Here is a 14,241-nt window from a genome sequence, read left to right as displayed (position 1 = left end):
CGGAATTGTCGCAATTCGGCAACAATGTGGTACGAATACATCAGTAGCCGCTCGTAGCGGACCCGTTTTCAGCACCCCATTGCCGGAATGACCAGCGCAGATACCTCGGCCGCATCCTTTGACACGGCCCCAGCGGAAGAGCCCCGGCGTTGGTCGGTGCGACGCTGGCTGGTGCCGTTTGCGGTGGCGCTGGCGCTGTTGTCGGGCCTCCTGACCTTCCTCGTCCTGACCGGCCTTACCAGGATCGATCCGACGCCGGAGGTGGTCCGGTCGTTCTACCTGATCAATGCGGGCACGATCCTGCTGCTGGTCGGCATCATCGTGCGCGAGCTTTGGCAGCTGATCCTGGCGCGGCGGCGGGGCCGGGCGGCGGCGCGCCTGCATGTCCAGATCGTCAGCCTGTTCTCGATCGTCGCCGTCCTGCCGGCGGTGCTCGTTTCCGTCGTCGCCAACGTCACCCTCGAACGCGGCCTCGACCGGCTGTTCTCGGGGCCGACCAAGGAAGTCATCCAGAACTCGCTGGATATCGCGCGGGCCTACATGCAGGACCATGCGCAATTGATCCGCGGCGACATTCTCGGCATGGCCAATGACATCGCCCATGCAAGGCCGCTCTACGACCAGGATCGGCGGTCGTTCCGCGAGCTGCTGACCGCCAGCGCCGGCTCCCGCAACCTGCCGGGCGCGATGATCATCGACAAGAACACCAATATCCTGGAGTCCGCCGACACCGGCATGCGGCTGGCCTATTCGCCGCCGGCGCCGGACTTCCTCAGTAACGTCAACGAGAATGAGCCCGAGATCGCGGTGCTGCCGGATGCGAGCTATGTCGCCGCGGTGATCCGCCTGCGCGCCTTCAGCGACACGTTCCTGTACGTCGCCCGCCCGCTCGATCCGAAGGTCGTCAGTCAGCTCAAGCAGACCGAGATCAGCGTCGCCGAGTACGCCCAGATCGAGTCGCGCCGGCTCGGCATCCAGGTGGCGTTCGCGCTGATGTTCGCGGTGATCGCGTTGACCATTCTGATGGCCTCGGTGCTGATCGGCCTCAACTTCGCCAACTCGCTGGTGGCGCCGATCCGGCGGCTGATGAACGCGGCCCACACGGTTTCGACCGGCGATCTCCATGTGAAGGTGCCCGTGCATCAATCGGAGGGCGATCTCGCCCAGCTCGGCGAGACCTTCAACAAGATGACGCAGGAACTGCGCAGCCAGCGCGACGAGCTCGTCAATGCCAGCGACCTCATCGACAGCCGCCGCCGCTTCATCGAAGCCGTGCTGTCTTCGGCGAGTGCCGGCATCATCGGCGTCGACACCTCGGGCAGCGTCGGCATTCTCAACCGCTCAGCCGAGAAGCTGATCGGTCATTCCGAGGCCGAAACACTCGGCCATCCGCTCTCCGACGTGCTGCCCGAGCTCGACGAGATGATGAAGACGTCGCGGGAAGGGACCCAGCGCCTGGTACAGGGCCAGATCACCATCACGCGCGATGGCACCGAGCGAAACCTTTCGGTGCGGGTCAGCGCCGAGAAGAACCAGCCGCACGACAGCTACATCATCACGCTCGACGACATCACCGAGCTGGTCTCGGCGCAGCGCACCTCGGCCTGGGGCGATGTCGCGCGCCGCATCGCCCACGAGATCAAGAACCCGCTGACGCCGATCCAGCTCTCCGCGGAGCGCATCCGCCGCAAGTTCGGCAAGGACATCACCGAGGCCAAGGACAAGCAGATCTTCGACCAGTGCACCGACACCATCGTGCGCCAGGTCGACGACATCCGCCGCATGGTCGACGAGTTCTCGCGCTTTGCGCGGATGCCGAAGCCCGTGATGGAAGGCGAGGACGTCGCCGACACCGTGCGGCAGGCGGTCTTCCTGATGAAGGTCGCCCATCCCGAGCTCGATATCGAGGCCGAGTTCAAGGACGATCCGCTGCGCGCCCAGTTCGACCGGCGGCTGATCTCGCAGGCGGTCACCAACATCGTCAAGAATGCGACCGAGGCGATCGAGCAGGTCCCGCCGGAAGAGCTCGGCAAGGACGGCGGCAAGGGCCGCATCGACGTCGTGGTGTCGCGCGAGGGCGAGGACGTGCTGATCGACGTGATCGACAACGGCATCGGACTGCCCAAGGTCGCGCGCTCGCGGTTGCTCGAGCCCTATGTGACGACGCGCGCCAAGGGCACCGGCCTTGGCCTTGCCATCGTCGGCCGCGTGCTGGAAGACCATGGCGGCCGCATCGAGCTGAAGGACGCCTCCGACTTCCGCGAAGGCCAGCGCGGTGCCTGGATGCGGATGCGCTTTGCGATCTCCGGCGAGGCCAAGAAGGCCGAGGGAGCCGTGCAGGCGCCGGCCGTCAAAGAACCGGCGAAGGACCCGGCCGAGACAGCGGCTAGGGCCGGAGCCACGGCGGATATCAAGGAAACGGCTGCGGCTTCCGTCGCGGCGCACGAAACAAAAGAGCCGGCGGCCGAAACCAAAGAGCCCGCTGAAAAGACCAATGATTCAACGAAAATCGAAGCCTCAACAGGCAGCTGACAAGACAGGCGCGACCCATGGCAAGTGAAATTCTGATTGTCGATGATGAGGCCGATATTCGGGATCTCGTTGCGGGCATCCTCGAGGACGAGGGATTCGTCACCCGCACCGCGCGCGACAGCGACTCGGCTTTGGCCGAAATCGCCAATCGCCGGCCGCACCTCGTATTCCTCGACATCTGGCTGCAGGGCTCCAAGCTCGACGGCCTGCAACTGCTCGAGCAGGTCAAGAAGGACAATGCCGATCTGCCTGTGGTGATGATCTCGGGCCACGGCAACATCGAGACCGCGGTCGCGGCGATCAAGCGCGGCGCCTATGATTTCATCGAGAAGCCGTTCAAGGCCGATCGCCTGATCCTGGTCGCCAACCGCGCACTGGAGAACTCGCGGCTCAAGCGCGAGGTCAAGGAGCTGAAGCAGCTCGCACCGAGCGCCAGCCAGCTCGTCGGCCGCTCGCCGAGCATGAACCAGTTGCGCCAGACCATCGAGCGCGCCGCGAAGGCCAACAGCCGCATCCTGATCGTCGGCCCCGCCGGCGCCGGCAAGGAGCTGACCGCGCGCACGCTGCATACGGCCTCAGGCCGCGCCGATGGCCCCTTCGTCGTCATCAACGCCGCCGCGATCACGCCCGAGCGCATGGAGCACGAGCTGTTCGGCGTCGAGCAGTCCAACGGCGAGCAGCCGCGCAAGCCGGGCGCGCTCGAAGAGGCCCATGGCGGCACGCTGTTCATCGACGAGATCGCGGACATGCCGCGCGAGACCCAGAACAAGATCTTGCGCGTGCTGGTCGAGCAGTCGTTCCAGCGCGTCGGCGGCACCGCCAAGGTGCAGGTCGACGTCCGCATCATCTCCTCGACCGCGCGCAATCTCGAAGAGGAGATCGCCGCCGGCCATTTCCGCGAGGACCTCTATCATCGGCTCTCGGTGGTGCCGATCCGCGTGCCCGCGCTCTCGGAGCGGCGCGAGGACATTCCGGAGCTGATCGACTATTTCATGGAGCAGATCTCGGCCGGCAGCGGCCTGCCCAAACGGCAGATCGGGCAGGATGCGATGGCCGTGCTGCAATCGCATGTCTGGCCGGGCAATGTGCGCCAGCTCCGCAACAATGTTGAAAGAGTCATGATTCTGGCCGCAGGCGGACCGGAGGTGATCATCACCGCCGATATGCTCCCGCAGGACGTCGGCTCGATGGTGCCGGCGATGCCGACCAGCAACAATGGCGAGCACATCATGGGCCTGCCGCTCCGCGAGGCCCGCGAAGTATTCGAGCGCGACTATTTGATTGCCCAGATCAGTCGTTTTTCAGGAAATATTTCTCGTACGGCCGAGTTTGTTGGCATGGAACGTTCGGCGTTGCACCGGAAGTTGAAGGCGCTCGGCGTGGGCTGACGCCGGACGCCCCGGGGATAAGCGAGAAAAATCATCTATTTCCGTAGTTTTTCGGAGAAAATGGACGGGCCCTGCCGCGTCAAGCGGCTTGCCTAATAAGCCGACCTGTCCTCTAATCAAGGGGCTGTTCCTCCGAGGGGGATCTCATGAGGAACGGCAACCGGAAGAAGGCCCAAATTTTGAAAACAGGGTCGCAACCGGCGCAATAAAAAGAAACTCAAAGCGAGAAAAAAACAATGGCGGCAGACCGCGCACAAAACCTGCAGGACACCTTCCTCAATCACGTTCGCAAAACCAAAACGCCACTGACGATCTTTCTGGTCAACGGAGTGAAGCTCCAGGGCATCGTGACCTGGTTCGACAATTTCTGTTTGCTGCTTCGGCGCGACGGTCATTCGCAGCTCGTCTACAAGCATGCGATCTCGACCATCATGCCGGGCGCTCCGATCCAGCTGTTCGAAGGCGGCGAGGATCAGCCGGCTTGAGAGTGCTCTGATTGGAACCCCGGAATTTCGACGGGGATGCCGATCGTCCGCGGTCGGCAGGGGCTAAGCAGACGGGGCGGGTGCTTGTCATCGGCCCCTATTTGCGGGTGCGCGCAGGCGGTGCCGACGCGCAATCGGAGAGTCATATCCAGCGCGATGCCGAGGCGCGGCTCGACGAAGCCGCCGGCCTCGCGCGCGCCATCGATCTCGTCATTGCGGATGCGATCATCGCGCCGATCAGCCAGATCCGGCCCGCGACCTATATCGGCAAGGGCAAGGTCGAGGAGATCGCAGCGCTGGCCAAGAGCCTCGAGGCCGAGCTCGTGGTGATGGATTGCGCGCTCGCGCCCATCCAGCAGCGCAATCTCGAGAAGGAGTTGCACGCCAAGGTGCTCGACCGCACCGGACTCATTCTCGAAATCTTCGGCCGCCGCGCCAAGACCAAGGAAGGCTCGCTTCAGGTCGAACTCGCCCATCTCAACTACCAGCGCTCGCGCCTGGTGCGCTCCTGGACCCATCTCGAACGCCAGCGCGGCGGTTTCGGCTTCATGGGCGGTCCGGGCGAGACGCAGATCGAGGCCGACCGCCGCCTGATCCAGGAACGCATCTCCAAACTCGAGGGCGAGCTGAAGAAGGTGCAGGCGACGCGGCGGCTGCATCGCGCCGGCCGCCAGCGCGTGCCGTATCGCGTGGTTGCGCTGGTCGGCTACACCAATGCCGGCAAATCGACGCTGTTCAACCGCCTGACCCGCGCCGACGTGCAGGCCGCCGACATGCTGTTCGCAACGCTCGATCCCACCTTGCGCGCGCTGACGCTGCCGCATGGCGGCAAGGCGATGTTGTCGGACACCGTTGGCTTCATCTCCAATCTGCCGACGCAGCTCGTCGCCGCCTTCCGCGCCACGCTCGAGGAGGTGCTGGAAGCCGACGTCATCCTGCATGTCCGCGACATCTCTCATGAAGACGCTGAGGCGCAGCAGAGCGACGTCGACGCCGTGCTGCGCCAGCTCGGTATCAATCCGGATGACTCCGGCCGCATCATCGAGGTCTGGAACAAGATCGACCGCTACGATTCCGAACAGCGCGAAGAGCTGTTGAATATCGCGGCGCGCCGGCCTGAGGATCACCCGGCCATGCTGGTCTCCGCCGTGTCAGGCGAGGGGATCGATGCGCTGCTGAGCGCCATCGAGGAACGCCTCGCCGCCAAGCGCACAACGCTCGATCTCTCGATCGACGCCGCCGACGGCGCCGGCATCTCCTGGCTGCACCGCAATTCCGAGGTGCTGGCCAAGGAGCTGCATGACGGCCGCTTCGACATGACCGTGCGCGTGGACGAGACCAAGCGGGATATCGTGGTGAACAGGTTCGATGCCGTGCCGCGTCTGTCGGCCCCGTAGTCGTCCTGGCGAAAGCCAGGACCCATACCGCGTGATCTATCGAGGTAGAGCGGTCTGAGTACCAATCTACGTGTAACTACGAGCCTTCGCCAAACCACTCGCTGGGGTAATGGGTCCTGGCTTTCGCCAGGACGACAGCGGAGTGTGAAGTGAACTATTTGGACAGATCGAGGCTCATGAACTGGTTGTGCGGGCTCGCCTGATAGTCGGCGAACGGTGCACATGAGACGAAGCCGGCGCTGCGGTAGAGCGCGATCGCAGGTTCATGCAGCAGCGCGGTGCCAGTCTCCAGGCTGAGACGCGCATATCCGCGCTTACGCCCCTCGGCAATGATGTGGTTCAAAATCATGCGCCCGGCACCGGTCCGCCGCGCGGTCGGCGCGGCGCGCATCGACTTCACTTCGCCATGTGTCGCATCGAACTGCTTCAGGGCACCGAAGCCGGCCAGCGTGCCGTCCTGCCAGGCGGTCCAGAACGTCACTGACGCAGCCGAAAGACCGCTCGCGTCGAGTGCCTGCGCGTGTTCACCCATGACGCTCTGCAGCTCTCTCAGATGATGCGCCAACAAATCGGCGACATGTGCCGCCTTCGGATCGTCTTGCCTGATGTCCACAATGCCCTCGAACTTGAGACTAGTCCTCGTCCTCGCCCCATAAGTAACCGCTTCCGGGCGATCCGACGACCAAAATGCCAAGTCGAACGTCGAGACCTGTGACTGCGAGCCCTAGAACGGAATGGTCAGCCCCGGGGTTTTCGCTTGCGCCTTGGTATAGGCGACGCCGTGGATCTTGACACCATTCGCGTCCAGCAACGAAATGATGCCACCCTGGTTCGACAATTGCATCGGCGCCTGCACGACGACGGCGAGCGTGCCCCCGGCCGCGATTGTCCCTGACAGGACCATCTTGTTCTTCTGCTTGTCGGCCAGCATCCAGCCGGTGAGATCGATGTCGCGATCGGCCGTATTGAGCAGCGTGACGACCTCCCGCTCGGGCGTCTTCACGGCGTTGACGAGTGCCGCGATGACGCGCACGAGACCATCCGGCAGTTGCCCGGTCGGAGGTGTCGTCGGATCTGGCGGCGGCGTCGGCGTGCCTCCACCGAGATCGATTGGATCACCGGTCTTGTCGTCGGTGTGCCAGGCCTGCGTCTGGAATTTGAGGAAGACCGCGGTCCAAAGCTTTTGATTGGGGAATTCGAATACGAGTCCGCCGTCCTGCCACGGGCCGTTGTCGGCCGAGAAGCTTCCGATCGGGTTTCCCTGGTTCATATGGATGTCGTGAATGCCGCGGCCCGGACGGAAGCCGAAATAATTGTCCGCCTTCGTCTCCGGTCCCCATGTGTCGCCGAATGCGTACATTATCGCGCTCTCGTCCGAGAGTGCGCGCTGGACGAACTGGTTGAGCTTCTCGTTGAGGTCGTTATCCGGTCCAGGCGCAGACAGCGGCAGCGGAGTCATTTCCTGCGGCTGCATCAGATTGCCGCGAATGAAGTCGAGCGCGACCCCGCCCGGTTTCGGCGGTTGCGCATGCAGCCCTTGCGGCAGCGCCGCGAGTTGATCGGTGATCGGATGGACAAAGGGCGACCGCACCAGGAATTCGACTTCGCTTCCGTCGGCTGACTGCACATTGACGGCGATGCGGAAGTCCGCGTTGTCGGCCACGATATGGACCTGGTAGTGCGGCGACTGGCCGGTGCCGAAACGCATCGCGATCGGGCGTCCCTTGAGGACCGAATAGCTCTTCAGTGGCATCGCACTCACCTGCCATGGGTTACGGCTGCGCTGGCTTCGCCGTTCAACTCTAGACTGTCGGTCGTGACGATTTGATGGCTTGAAAGACGGGTGATCCACCAAGCCCCGAGCCGGACTTTACGCTCTGGCAGGGCGGCATCGCTGCATTCAGGAAAGGGGACTGACCTTTGTCTGTATCAAATCGCGCCGGTTGGGCGGAGCTGCATGCGGTGAATGCCGCAAGGCTAGCGGCGGACCGCCTTTTATCCCTCCGATGCCGCTTCACCCTTTGCCTCGTTCCACAGCGCGTCCATCTCCGCCAGCGAGGCCTGCTCCAGCGTGCGCCCCTGCGCCTCCAGTGCGCGTTCGATATAGGCAAAGCGCTTTTCGAATTTTGCGTTGGTCGCACGCAATGCGGCTTCCGGATCGGCATCGACATGGCGGGCGAGGTTGACGAGGGCGAACATGAGGTCGCCGGTTTCCTCCGCGATCTCCTGCTTGTCGTTCCGATCCAGCGCGGCCTCGATCTCGTCCGCTTCCTCACGGATCTTTTGCAGCACCGCGCGCGGATCGTTCCAGTCGAAGCCGACGGTGGAGGCCTTGCGCTGCAGCTCCATGGCGCGGGTCAGCGCGGGCTGGCCGGCCTTGACGCCCGACAGCAGAGATTTGTGCGGCGGCGTTGCCTCCGGCGGACGGCGCGCAGCGCGTTCGGCCTTCTCTTCGGCCTTGATGCGATCCCAGACTTCCTTGACATGGGAGGAGGCGAGATTGCCCTCCTTGTCGGCGAAGACATGGGGATGACGCCGGATCATTTTTCGCGTGATCGCCTCGACGACATCACCGAAGGCAAAGGCGTTCTGCTCGGAGGCCATCTGGGCGTGGAACACGACCTGCAACAGGAGGTCGCCGAGCTCCTCTCTGAGGTCGTCGAGATCGTTGCGGTCGATCGCGTCGACCACCTCATAGGCCTCCTCGATCGTGTAGGGCGCGATCGTCGAAAAATCCTGCTCGAGGTCCCAGGGGCAGCCGGTCACCGGCGTGCGCAGCGCGGCCATGATCTCGATCAGGCGGGAAATGTCGCGGGAAGGGGTCATTGGGCACCGGAGTTGCGTGTTTCCGGCTTTATGCCAAAACCGTCCGCCCGATCACAGCGGGACGGGCAGGAATCGGCTCGATTTCCACCGACGAGCTGCAACTAGGCGTCGGCCGTCCGACTTCTAAGAATGAGCATGAAAACGAAAGCCACTGCGCAAAGGCCGAAGAAAGCAGTGGCGGCGGACCCAAGCAGCTTCTCGTGCTTCGTGATCAGCAGGAATAACCCACCGAGCGCGAGTAGCAGCGAGCCGACTGCCATTAGCCAGAGCACCGCGGCGCCGTGAGCGCGGGCCTGGGATGTCATGCTTTCCTGGAAGGACAGTCGCTCGTCAGCAACCTCTAATCGGCGCAGCAACAGCCACATCCATACCCCGTAGAATCCAATCGGGACAATCGTCAACGTTGCGGCAAGGACATAGGCGCGAAGCAAGTTGGGCACGAGGATGAGCGCGAACGAAACCACCATGAAGGCCTTCACTTGGGCGAGGAGGCGCCGATAATCCTCCTCCGAGCGAAGAACGTATCCCCGGCCCAGCGTCCCCCATGGAAAGAACAGCCGGCGACCATCCTCCGTGATCTTGAAACTGCTACTAGTCACCCCCTCAAAATAGCCCATACGGTCTTCCATCCATTGGATCGTGTGGCAATGTTAGCACACTACCAGAGCGAGCATAAGGCGGCAATGGATGGGCTCTTTGGTGCGAGGCTCCTGCGTGTTCCTGCATTGCTGGCGTCGGCGATGTGGATTAATTGAAGCCCATGAGCGACGCATTTTCATCACAAACCGCGCTGGTGCTGTTTTCCGGCGGCCAGGATTCCACCACCAGCCTTGCCTGGGCGCTCAGCCGCTTCGCGCGCGTGGAAACGCTGGGGTTCGACTACGGGCAACGCCACGCCGTCGAGCTCGATTGCCGCGACCGGCTGTTCGACGGCATCAAGGGCTTGCGTGCCGATTGGGCCGCCAAGCTCGGCGAGAGCCATACGCTGTCGATCCCGACGCTGGCCGCCGTGTCTGAGACCGCGCTGACGCGCGACGTCGCAATCGCGATGGGCGCTGACGGCCTGCCGAATACCTTCGTGCCCGGCCGCAATCTGGTGTTTTTGACGTTCGCCGCAGCGCTGGCGTATCGCCGGGGCATCACCCACATCGTCGGCGGCATGTGCGAGACCGACTATTCCGGCTATCCCGATTGCCGCGACGACACCATCCGCGCGATGCAGGCCGCGCTCTCGCTCGGCATGGCCCGCAAGTTCGAGTTGCATACGCCGCTGATGTGGATCGACAAGGCGGCGACGTGGAAGCTGGCGCATGACCTCGGCGGCGCGGGGCTCGTCGATCTCATCCGCGAGCAGTCGCACACCTGCTATCTCGGCGAACGCGGCGCGCAGCACGATTGGGGCTATGGCTGCGGCGAGTGCCCGGCGTGCAGCCTGCGCGCGAAGGGATGGCGTGAGTTTGTGGCGGGGAGGTAGTTGCCTCGCCAGACTCCTCTCGTGCCCCGGACGCGGCGCAGCGCTACTTCAGCGGTGCGCTGCAGAGCCGGGGCCCATGTCTGTGTAGGATGCTCTGTGGCTTTCTGGGTCCCGGCTCTGCGCCGCAGCGTTGCACGCTGCAGCGCGTCCGGGACATGAGAGCGAGGCACTAGCTAGCCAAAATCCTCGTCCCGCAGCTCGATCGGCTTGCCATGCGGGGTGCGATCGGCGGCGTGATCCCAGGCATTGCGATAGCGATGCATCGTGTCGATCGACGCCACGCCCTTGCGGGCGACGAGCCCCTCCAGGGTGGCGAGCCAGTGCAGATAATAGGTCTCGCCCGTATCGGGATCTCCGGCGGCCTGCGCGCGCTTGATCTCATCGGCCAAGGCTGCGGCCCATTCCGGCCAGGTGAACACGCCGCGGTCGTGCAGCGTCAGCGCCATCGCGAAGGCGTGTGCTTCCCAGGGCGCGCGGAACACCGGGCCGTCGTCATCGCGCGGAATGCTCGGAATGGCTGCCGTCGCAGCGGCAGCGGCCTTGCTGCTCATTACGCCGGATCCAGATAAGGCTCGAACGCGTCGATCGAGACTTTCAGCGTCGGATCACCATCCGCGCCCCAGAGGTCGCGGCCGTCGAATACGACGGTGTAGAGCCACTGCGGATTCTCACCAAGCTCCATCGCCGCGGAATCCGGAAACACGTGGCAGCCATGGTTCAGCTCGACCACACCCACATGCCCGCGCACATAGCGCGGCAGCCGCGTGTGCGTGGTCGGGTGGATGTTCTTCGCACGGACGCGATCGCCGATGTTGAATTTGGCGGCCGCGGGGGCAGGGCGGGCGAACTTGCCGCGCACCATGATGCGCTCGACATTGGCGAGGTCGAACTTGCCATGCTTGAGCGCCTTGCCGGGCTGCATCGCATGACCGGCGGCGACCTCTTCGCGGGTGAGGTAGCCCTTCTCGATCAGCATCTCCTCGAGCCCGAGGAACCACTTCTTGTAGTAGGAGCTCGAGAGGTAGACATGCGGCGGCAGCGTCTCGCGATAGAAGCGCGAGGTGTCGATGTTGAAGGCGCCGGCCGCGCCCATCGCGCGCACCATCGCCAGCACGCGGGACTCCCACTCCTCGTGGAAAACAGGCTCGTTCGGCTCGGGCTCGACCTTGCCGAACCCGTCCATGCCGCCCATGTCGTGGACGCCGTTCACGACGGCGCTCCGGGCGTCTTGGGGAAGCCCGTGCCGATCATGGAGTCGCGGGTGACGAGGTCGGCGAGCTGTTCCTCGCTCCAGCCCTCGGTGCCTGCGGGCCGCATCGGCAGCACCAGGAAGCGCGTCTCCGCGGTGGAATCCCAGACCCGGATTTCGATGTCCTTCGGCAGCGTCACGTCGAAATCGGCGAGCACGCCGCGCGGATCTTTCACCGCGCGCGAGCGATAGGGCGAGGCCTTGTACCAGACCGGCGGCAGCCCGAGCATTTCCCAGGGGTAGCAGGAGCACAGCGTGCACACGACCATGTTGTGCCGCTGCGGCGTGTTCTCGACCACGACGAGATGGTCCCCGACGCGGCTGACATGGCCGAGCGTGCCGATCGCCTTGCTGCCGTCCTCCAGCAGTGCCTTCTTGAATGCCGGATCGGTCCAGGCCTTGGCGACGACGCGCGCACCGTTGTGCGGGCCGATCTTGGTCTCATAGGCCTGGATGATGGCATCGAGCGCGGCCGGCTCGACGTAACCCTTTTCGGTCAGAATCGTCTCGAGCGCGCGCACGCGCAGCTCGGTCTCCGACAATTCCGAGTGGTCGTGATCGTGGTGATGATGGTGGTCGTGATCGTGGCTCATGGCGCGAAAGATTAAGCGCATGGTCCCTGCCTGTCGAGCCTTCGTTGCAGCGCGATCGGTCCCATATTCGTGACGTCGTTTGTGGGCTAACATCATCGAAAATCAGCTTTGGAGGCGCCCCATGAAAGACTTCGTCAAGATCGAGAGGGGCCTCGGCCCCGACGGGCGGATCGCGGTTGTGCGGTTCGACCGTCATGACGGCATCAATGCGCTGTCGCCGGAGGCGCTGCGCCAGCTCACCGCAGCGGCGCGCTCCTTCGAGGATGACGCGGCGACGTCCGTCGTGGTGCTGACCGGCAATTCGGGGGCGTTCAGCGCCGGCTTCGATTTGAAGGACGCCGAAGGGCGCTCGCGCAAGGAGATGGATCTCGGCGCGCTGCGACGGCATCTCAAGCTCGGACCGCGCCTGACGCACGCATGGCAGGAGATGGAGCAGATCACGATCGCGGCGATCGAAGGCTTTTGCGTCGGCGGCGGCGTGGCGCTTGCGGTCGCACTCGACTTCCGCGTGATGGGCGGCGATGCGCATCTGCGCGTGCCCGAGATCGGGCTCGGCATGAACATGAGCTGGCAGAGCATCCCGCGCATGCTGCATCTGATTGGACCGGCCCGTACCAAGCAGGCGGTGATCCTCGCCGGCGAGCGCATCTCCGCCGACGAGGCCTATCAGTGGGGCCTGGTCGAGCAGGTCGTCGATCCCGGCCATGCCTTCGATGCCGCCATGGAGCTGGCGCGCAAGGTGGCCGCCCAGCCGCCGCTCTCGGTCGCCATGACAAAACTGACCGTCAACCGGCTCGCGCACGCGCTGGACGATCTCGCCAGCCACATGGATCTCGACCAGTTCGCGCTGGCGAGCCTCAGCGAGGACCACCAGGAGGGCGTCGAGGCGTTCCTGACGCGGCGCAAGCCTAAGTTTAAGGGAAGGTAGCCAACGCTTTCTTTACCGCTTTGCACAGGAGGGATGCGCCGCAAACCCATTCTCAATGGCCTCACGATATCCACCCCGCATGTTCCGCCCGGAGGTGGGCGCTCGTGGTTAAGGAATTGCGGACATGCTCGCCGCCGATACGCAAATCGCGCCTGATTTGGTTCTCGCCAGCGGCATTGTGATCGCGCTGCTGATTGCGCTGGTCGCCGGCATCTGGCTGCGCTCCCGCCGCCTGTTCGGCAAGCTCATCGCGCTCGAAGCCGAACGCGCCGATCACGCGAGACAACTCCAGGACACCAACGCCCGGCTGACCTCATCGCTCAAGGCGGCCGAGATCCGTACCAAGGAAATCGCGCTGCTGACCGAGCTTTCCGGCCTGCTGCAGTCCTGCCAGAAGCCGGACGAGGTTTTTGCCGCGGTCGAAACCTATGCCGGCTTCCTGTTTCCGGAGGAGGCGGGCGCGCTGTACCTGATGAACGACGCCCGTGACGGCGTCACACGCGGGCCGCGCTGGGGCGAGGTGGCCGCGACATCGCAGGCGTTTGCGCTGGAAGATTGCTGGGCACTGCGCCGCGGCACCAAATTCCCGGTCTCCGAGGCGAGCCAGGGGCTCGTCTGCGGTCATGCCTGCTGCGAGGCCGGCGTCGGCACTTATGTTTGCGAGCCCCTGGTTGCACAGAACACGCTGCTCGGCGTGCTCTATCGTGAAGCCGGCAATGCTTGCTTTGCCGCCGGCACGGACCAGCTTGCGACGATGCTTGCCGAGCAGATTTCGCTGGCGCTCGCCAACCTCCAGCTCCGCGAGCAGTTGCGCAGCCAGGCCATCCGCGACCAGCTCACCGGCCTCTACAACCGCCGCTTCCTCGAGGACGCGCTGGCGCGAGAATCCGGCCGGGCGATGCGCACCGGCGAGACGATGGCGCTCTTGATCATCGACGTCGACCATTTCAAGAAGATCAACGACACCTTCGGCCACGAGTCCGGCGATGCGGTGCTGCGCGAGCTCGGCGCGGTGCTCGAGAAGACCATCCGCAAGACCGACATCGTCGGCCGCTTCGGCGGCGAGGAATTCCTGGTGCTGATGCCGGGCGCCGATATCGACGCGGCCATGTCACGCGCCAATGCCGTGCTCGATGCGGTCCGTGCAATGCATGTCGACATCCCCAACGGCGCGCCATTGCGCAACATCACGGCGTCGATCGGCCTTGCCGTGACGCCGCTGCACGTGCCGAAGGGCGACATGCTGGTGGCAGCGGCCGACACGGCGCTGTACCAGGCCAAGGGGCAGGGCCGTAACCGGGTCGTGGAGTCCGACCGCCGCTCCCTGATGGCGCCGCTCGCCAAGACGGGGACAGACGGCTAGCCGGCT

At 64.3% G+C, this 14,241-nt stretch carries 14 protein-coding genes; 7 read left to right on the top strand and 7 right to left on the bottom strand.

Translation table 11 applies throughout. From position 1 onward, the window contains the following. Positions 1–87 precede the first annotated feature (87 nt). The 4 genes from QA645_RS22315 to hflX all read left to right on the top strand — a co-directional run bounded on the left by QA645_RS22315 (position 88) and on the right by hflX (position 5,802). A complete protein-coding gene (locus QA645_RS22315; RefSeq protein ID WP_283043943.1) occupies positions 88–2,532 on the top strand; it encodes an ATP-binding protein in 2,445 nt (814 codons plus the stop codon). 17 nt (positions 2,533–2,549) lie between these two features. Further along, positions 2,550–3,920 (top strand): sigma-54 dependent transcriptional regulator, encoded by a 1,371-nt coding sequence (locus QA645_RS22310; protein WP_194475938.1) that lies wholly within the window; start codon positions 2,550–2,552, stop codon positions 3,918–3,920. A gap of 236 nt (positions 3,921–4,156) precedes the next feature. Then, a complete protein-coding gene (gene hfq / locus QA645_RS22305; RefSeq protein WP_007591126.1) occupies positions 4,157–4,405 on the top strand; it encodes an RNA chaperone Hfq in 249 nt (82 codons plus the stop codon). 11 nt (positions 4,406–4,416) lie between these two features. After that, positions 4,417–5,802, top strand: coding sequence for a GTPase HflX (gene hflX, locus QA645_RS22300; RefSeq protein WP_283043942.1), 1,386 nt, complete (start codon positions 4,417–4,419; stop codon positions 5,800–5,802). Positions 5,803–5,956: 154 nt separating this feature from the next. On the opposite strand, the gene QA645_RS22295 is transcribed toward hflX, so the two are convergent. From QA645_RS22295 to QA645_RS22280, 4 genes are all read right to left on the bottom strand, one after another. After that, positions 5,957–6,415: a GNAT family N-acetyltransferase gene (locus QA645_RS22295; protein ID WP_283043941.1), complete on the bottom strand. Its 459-nt coding sequence runs from the start codon at positions 6,413–6,415 to the stop codon at positions 5,957–5,959. Between the two features lie 111 nt (positions 6,416–6,526). Beyond that, complete coding sequence (locus tag QA645_RS22290) at positions 6,527–7,555, bottom strand: DUF2278 family protein (protein ID WP_283043940.1); 1,029 nt, start codon at positions 7,553–7,555, stop codon at positions 6,527–6,529. Positions 7,556–7,797: 242 nt separating this feature from the next. Further along, positions 7,798–8,628 carry a nucleoside triphosphate pyrophosphohydrolase gene (mazG, locus tag QA645_RS22285; RefSeq protein ID WP_283043939.1) on the bottom strand — a complete coding sequence of 277 codons (831 nt, stop codon included), beginning with the start codon at positions 8,626–8,628 and terminating at the stop codon, positions 7,798–7,800. A gap of 101 nt (positions 8,629–8,729) precedes the next feature. Next, positions 8,730–9,257, bottom strand: a complete 528-nt coding sequence (locus QA645_RS22280) for a hypothetical protein (protein ID WP_283043938.1) — start codon at positions 9,255–9,257, stop codon at positions 8,730–8,732. A gap of 131 nt (positions 9,258–9,388) precedes the next feature. On the opposite strand from QA645_RS22280, the gene queC reads away from it, so the two are divergent. After that, positions 9,389–10,102, top strand: coding sequence for a 7-cyano-7-deazaguanine synthase QueC (gene queC / locus QA645_RS22275; protein WP_283043937.1), 714 nt, complete (start codon positions 9,389–9,391; stop codon positions 10,100–10,102). Between the two features lie 173 nt (positions 10,103–10,275). Here the strand turns inward: queC and QA645_RS22270 are convergent, their stop codons facing one another. From QA645_RS22270 to nthA, 3 genes are read right to left on the bottom strand one after another with little or no spacing between them, the layout of a single operon-like run. Then, positions 10,276–10,653, bottom strand: a complete 378-nt coding sequence (locus QA645_RS22270) for a nitrile hydratase accessory protein (RefSeq protein WP_283043936.1) — start codon at positions 10,651–10,653, stop codon at positions 10,276–10,278. Continuing rightward, positions 10,653–11,312: a nitrile hydratase subunit beta gene (gene nthB, locus QA645_RS22265; protein WP_283043935.1), complete on the bottom strand. Its 660-nt coding sequence runs from the start codon at positions 11,310–11,312 to the stop codon at positions 10,653–10,655. The genes QA645_RS22270 and nthB overlap by 1 nt, the downstream gene beginning before the upstream one ends. After that, positions 11,309–11,944 (bottom strand): nitrile hydratase subunit alpha, encoded by a 636-nt coding sequence (nthA, locus tag QA645_RS22260; RefSeq protein ID WP_283053294.1) that lies wholly within the window; start codon positions 11,942–11,944, stop codon positions 11,309–11,311. The genes nthB and nthA overlap by 4 nt, the downstream gene beginning before the upstream one ends. 121 nt (positions 11,945–12,065) lie before the next feature. Between nthA and QA645_RS22255 the strand changes: the two genes are divergently transcribed. Together QA645_RS22255 and QA645_RS22250 are read left to right on the top strand one after the other, a co-directional pair. Continuing rightward, positions 12,066–12,872: an enoyl-CoA hydratase/isomerase family protein gene (locus QA645_RS22255; RefSeq protein ID WP_283043934.1), complete on the top strand. Its 807-nt coding sequence runs from the start codon at positions 12,066–12,068 to the stop codon at positions 12,870–12,872. A gap of 124 nt (positions 12,873–12,996) precedes the next feature. Next, positions 12,997–14,235 carry a sensor domain-containing diguanylate cyclase gene (locus QA645_RS22250; protein ID WP_283043933.1) on the top strand — a complete coding sequence of 413 codons (1,239 nt, stop codon included), beginning with the start codon at positions 12,997–12,999 and terminating at the stop codon, positions 14,233–14,235. Positions 14,236–14,241 lie beyond the last annotated feature (6 nt).

It is taken from the genome of Bradyrhizobium sp. CIAT3101 (assembly GCF_029714945.1).
Taxonomy (GTDB): domain Bacteria; phylum Pseudomonadota; class Alphaproteobacteria; order Rhizobiales; family Xanthobacteraceae; genus Bradyrhizobium.
The sequence above is the reverse complement of the archived record's forward strand: the minus strand, read 5'-3'. Positions and strand labels throughout refer to the sequence as shown.

Coding starts and splice junctions, on each gene's coding strand:
- QA645_RS22315 (WP_283043943.1), top strand. CDS start 88: ATGACCAGCGCAGATACCTCGGCCGCATCCTTTGACACGGCCCCAGCG.
- QA645_RS22310 (WP_194475938.1), top strand. CDS start 2,550: ATGGCAAGTGAAATTCTGATTGTCGATGATGAGGCCGATATTCGGGAT.
- hfq (WP_007591126.1), top strand. CDS start 4,157: ATGGCGGCAGACCGCGCACAAAACCTGCAGGACACCTTCCTCAATCAC.
- QA645_RS22290 (WP_283043940.1), bottom strand. CDS start 7,555: ATGCCACTGAAGAGCTATTCGGTCCTCAAGGGACGCCCGATCGCGATG.
- mazG (WP_283043939.1), bottom strand. CDS start 8,628: ATGACCCCTTCCCGCGACATTTCCCGCCTGATCGAGATCATGGCCGCG.
- QA645_RS22280 (WP_283043938.1), bottom strand. CDS start 9,257: ATGGAAGACCGTATGGGCTATTTTGAGGGGGTGACTAGTAGCAGTTTC.
- queC (WP_283043937.1), top strand. CDS start 9,389: ATGAGCGACGCATTTTCATCACAAACCGCGCTGGTGCTGTTTTCCGGC.
- QA645_RS22270 (WP_283043936.1), bottom strand. CDS start 10,653: ATGAGCAGCAAGGCCGCTGCCGCTGCGACGGCAGCCATTCCGAGCATT.
- nthA (WP_283053294.1), bottom strand. CDS start 11,944: ATGAGCCACGATCACGACCACCATCATCACCACGATCACGACCACTCG.
- QA645_RS22255 (WP_283043934.1), top strand. CDS start 12,066: ATGAAAGACTTCGTCAAGATCGAGAGGGGCCTCGGCCCCGACGGGCGG.
- QA645_RS22250 (WP_283043933.1), top strand. CDS start 12,997: ATGCTCGCCGCCGATACGCAAATCGCGCCTGATTTGGTTCTCGCCAGC.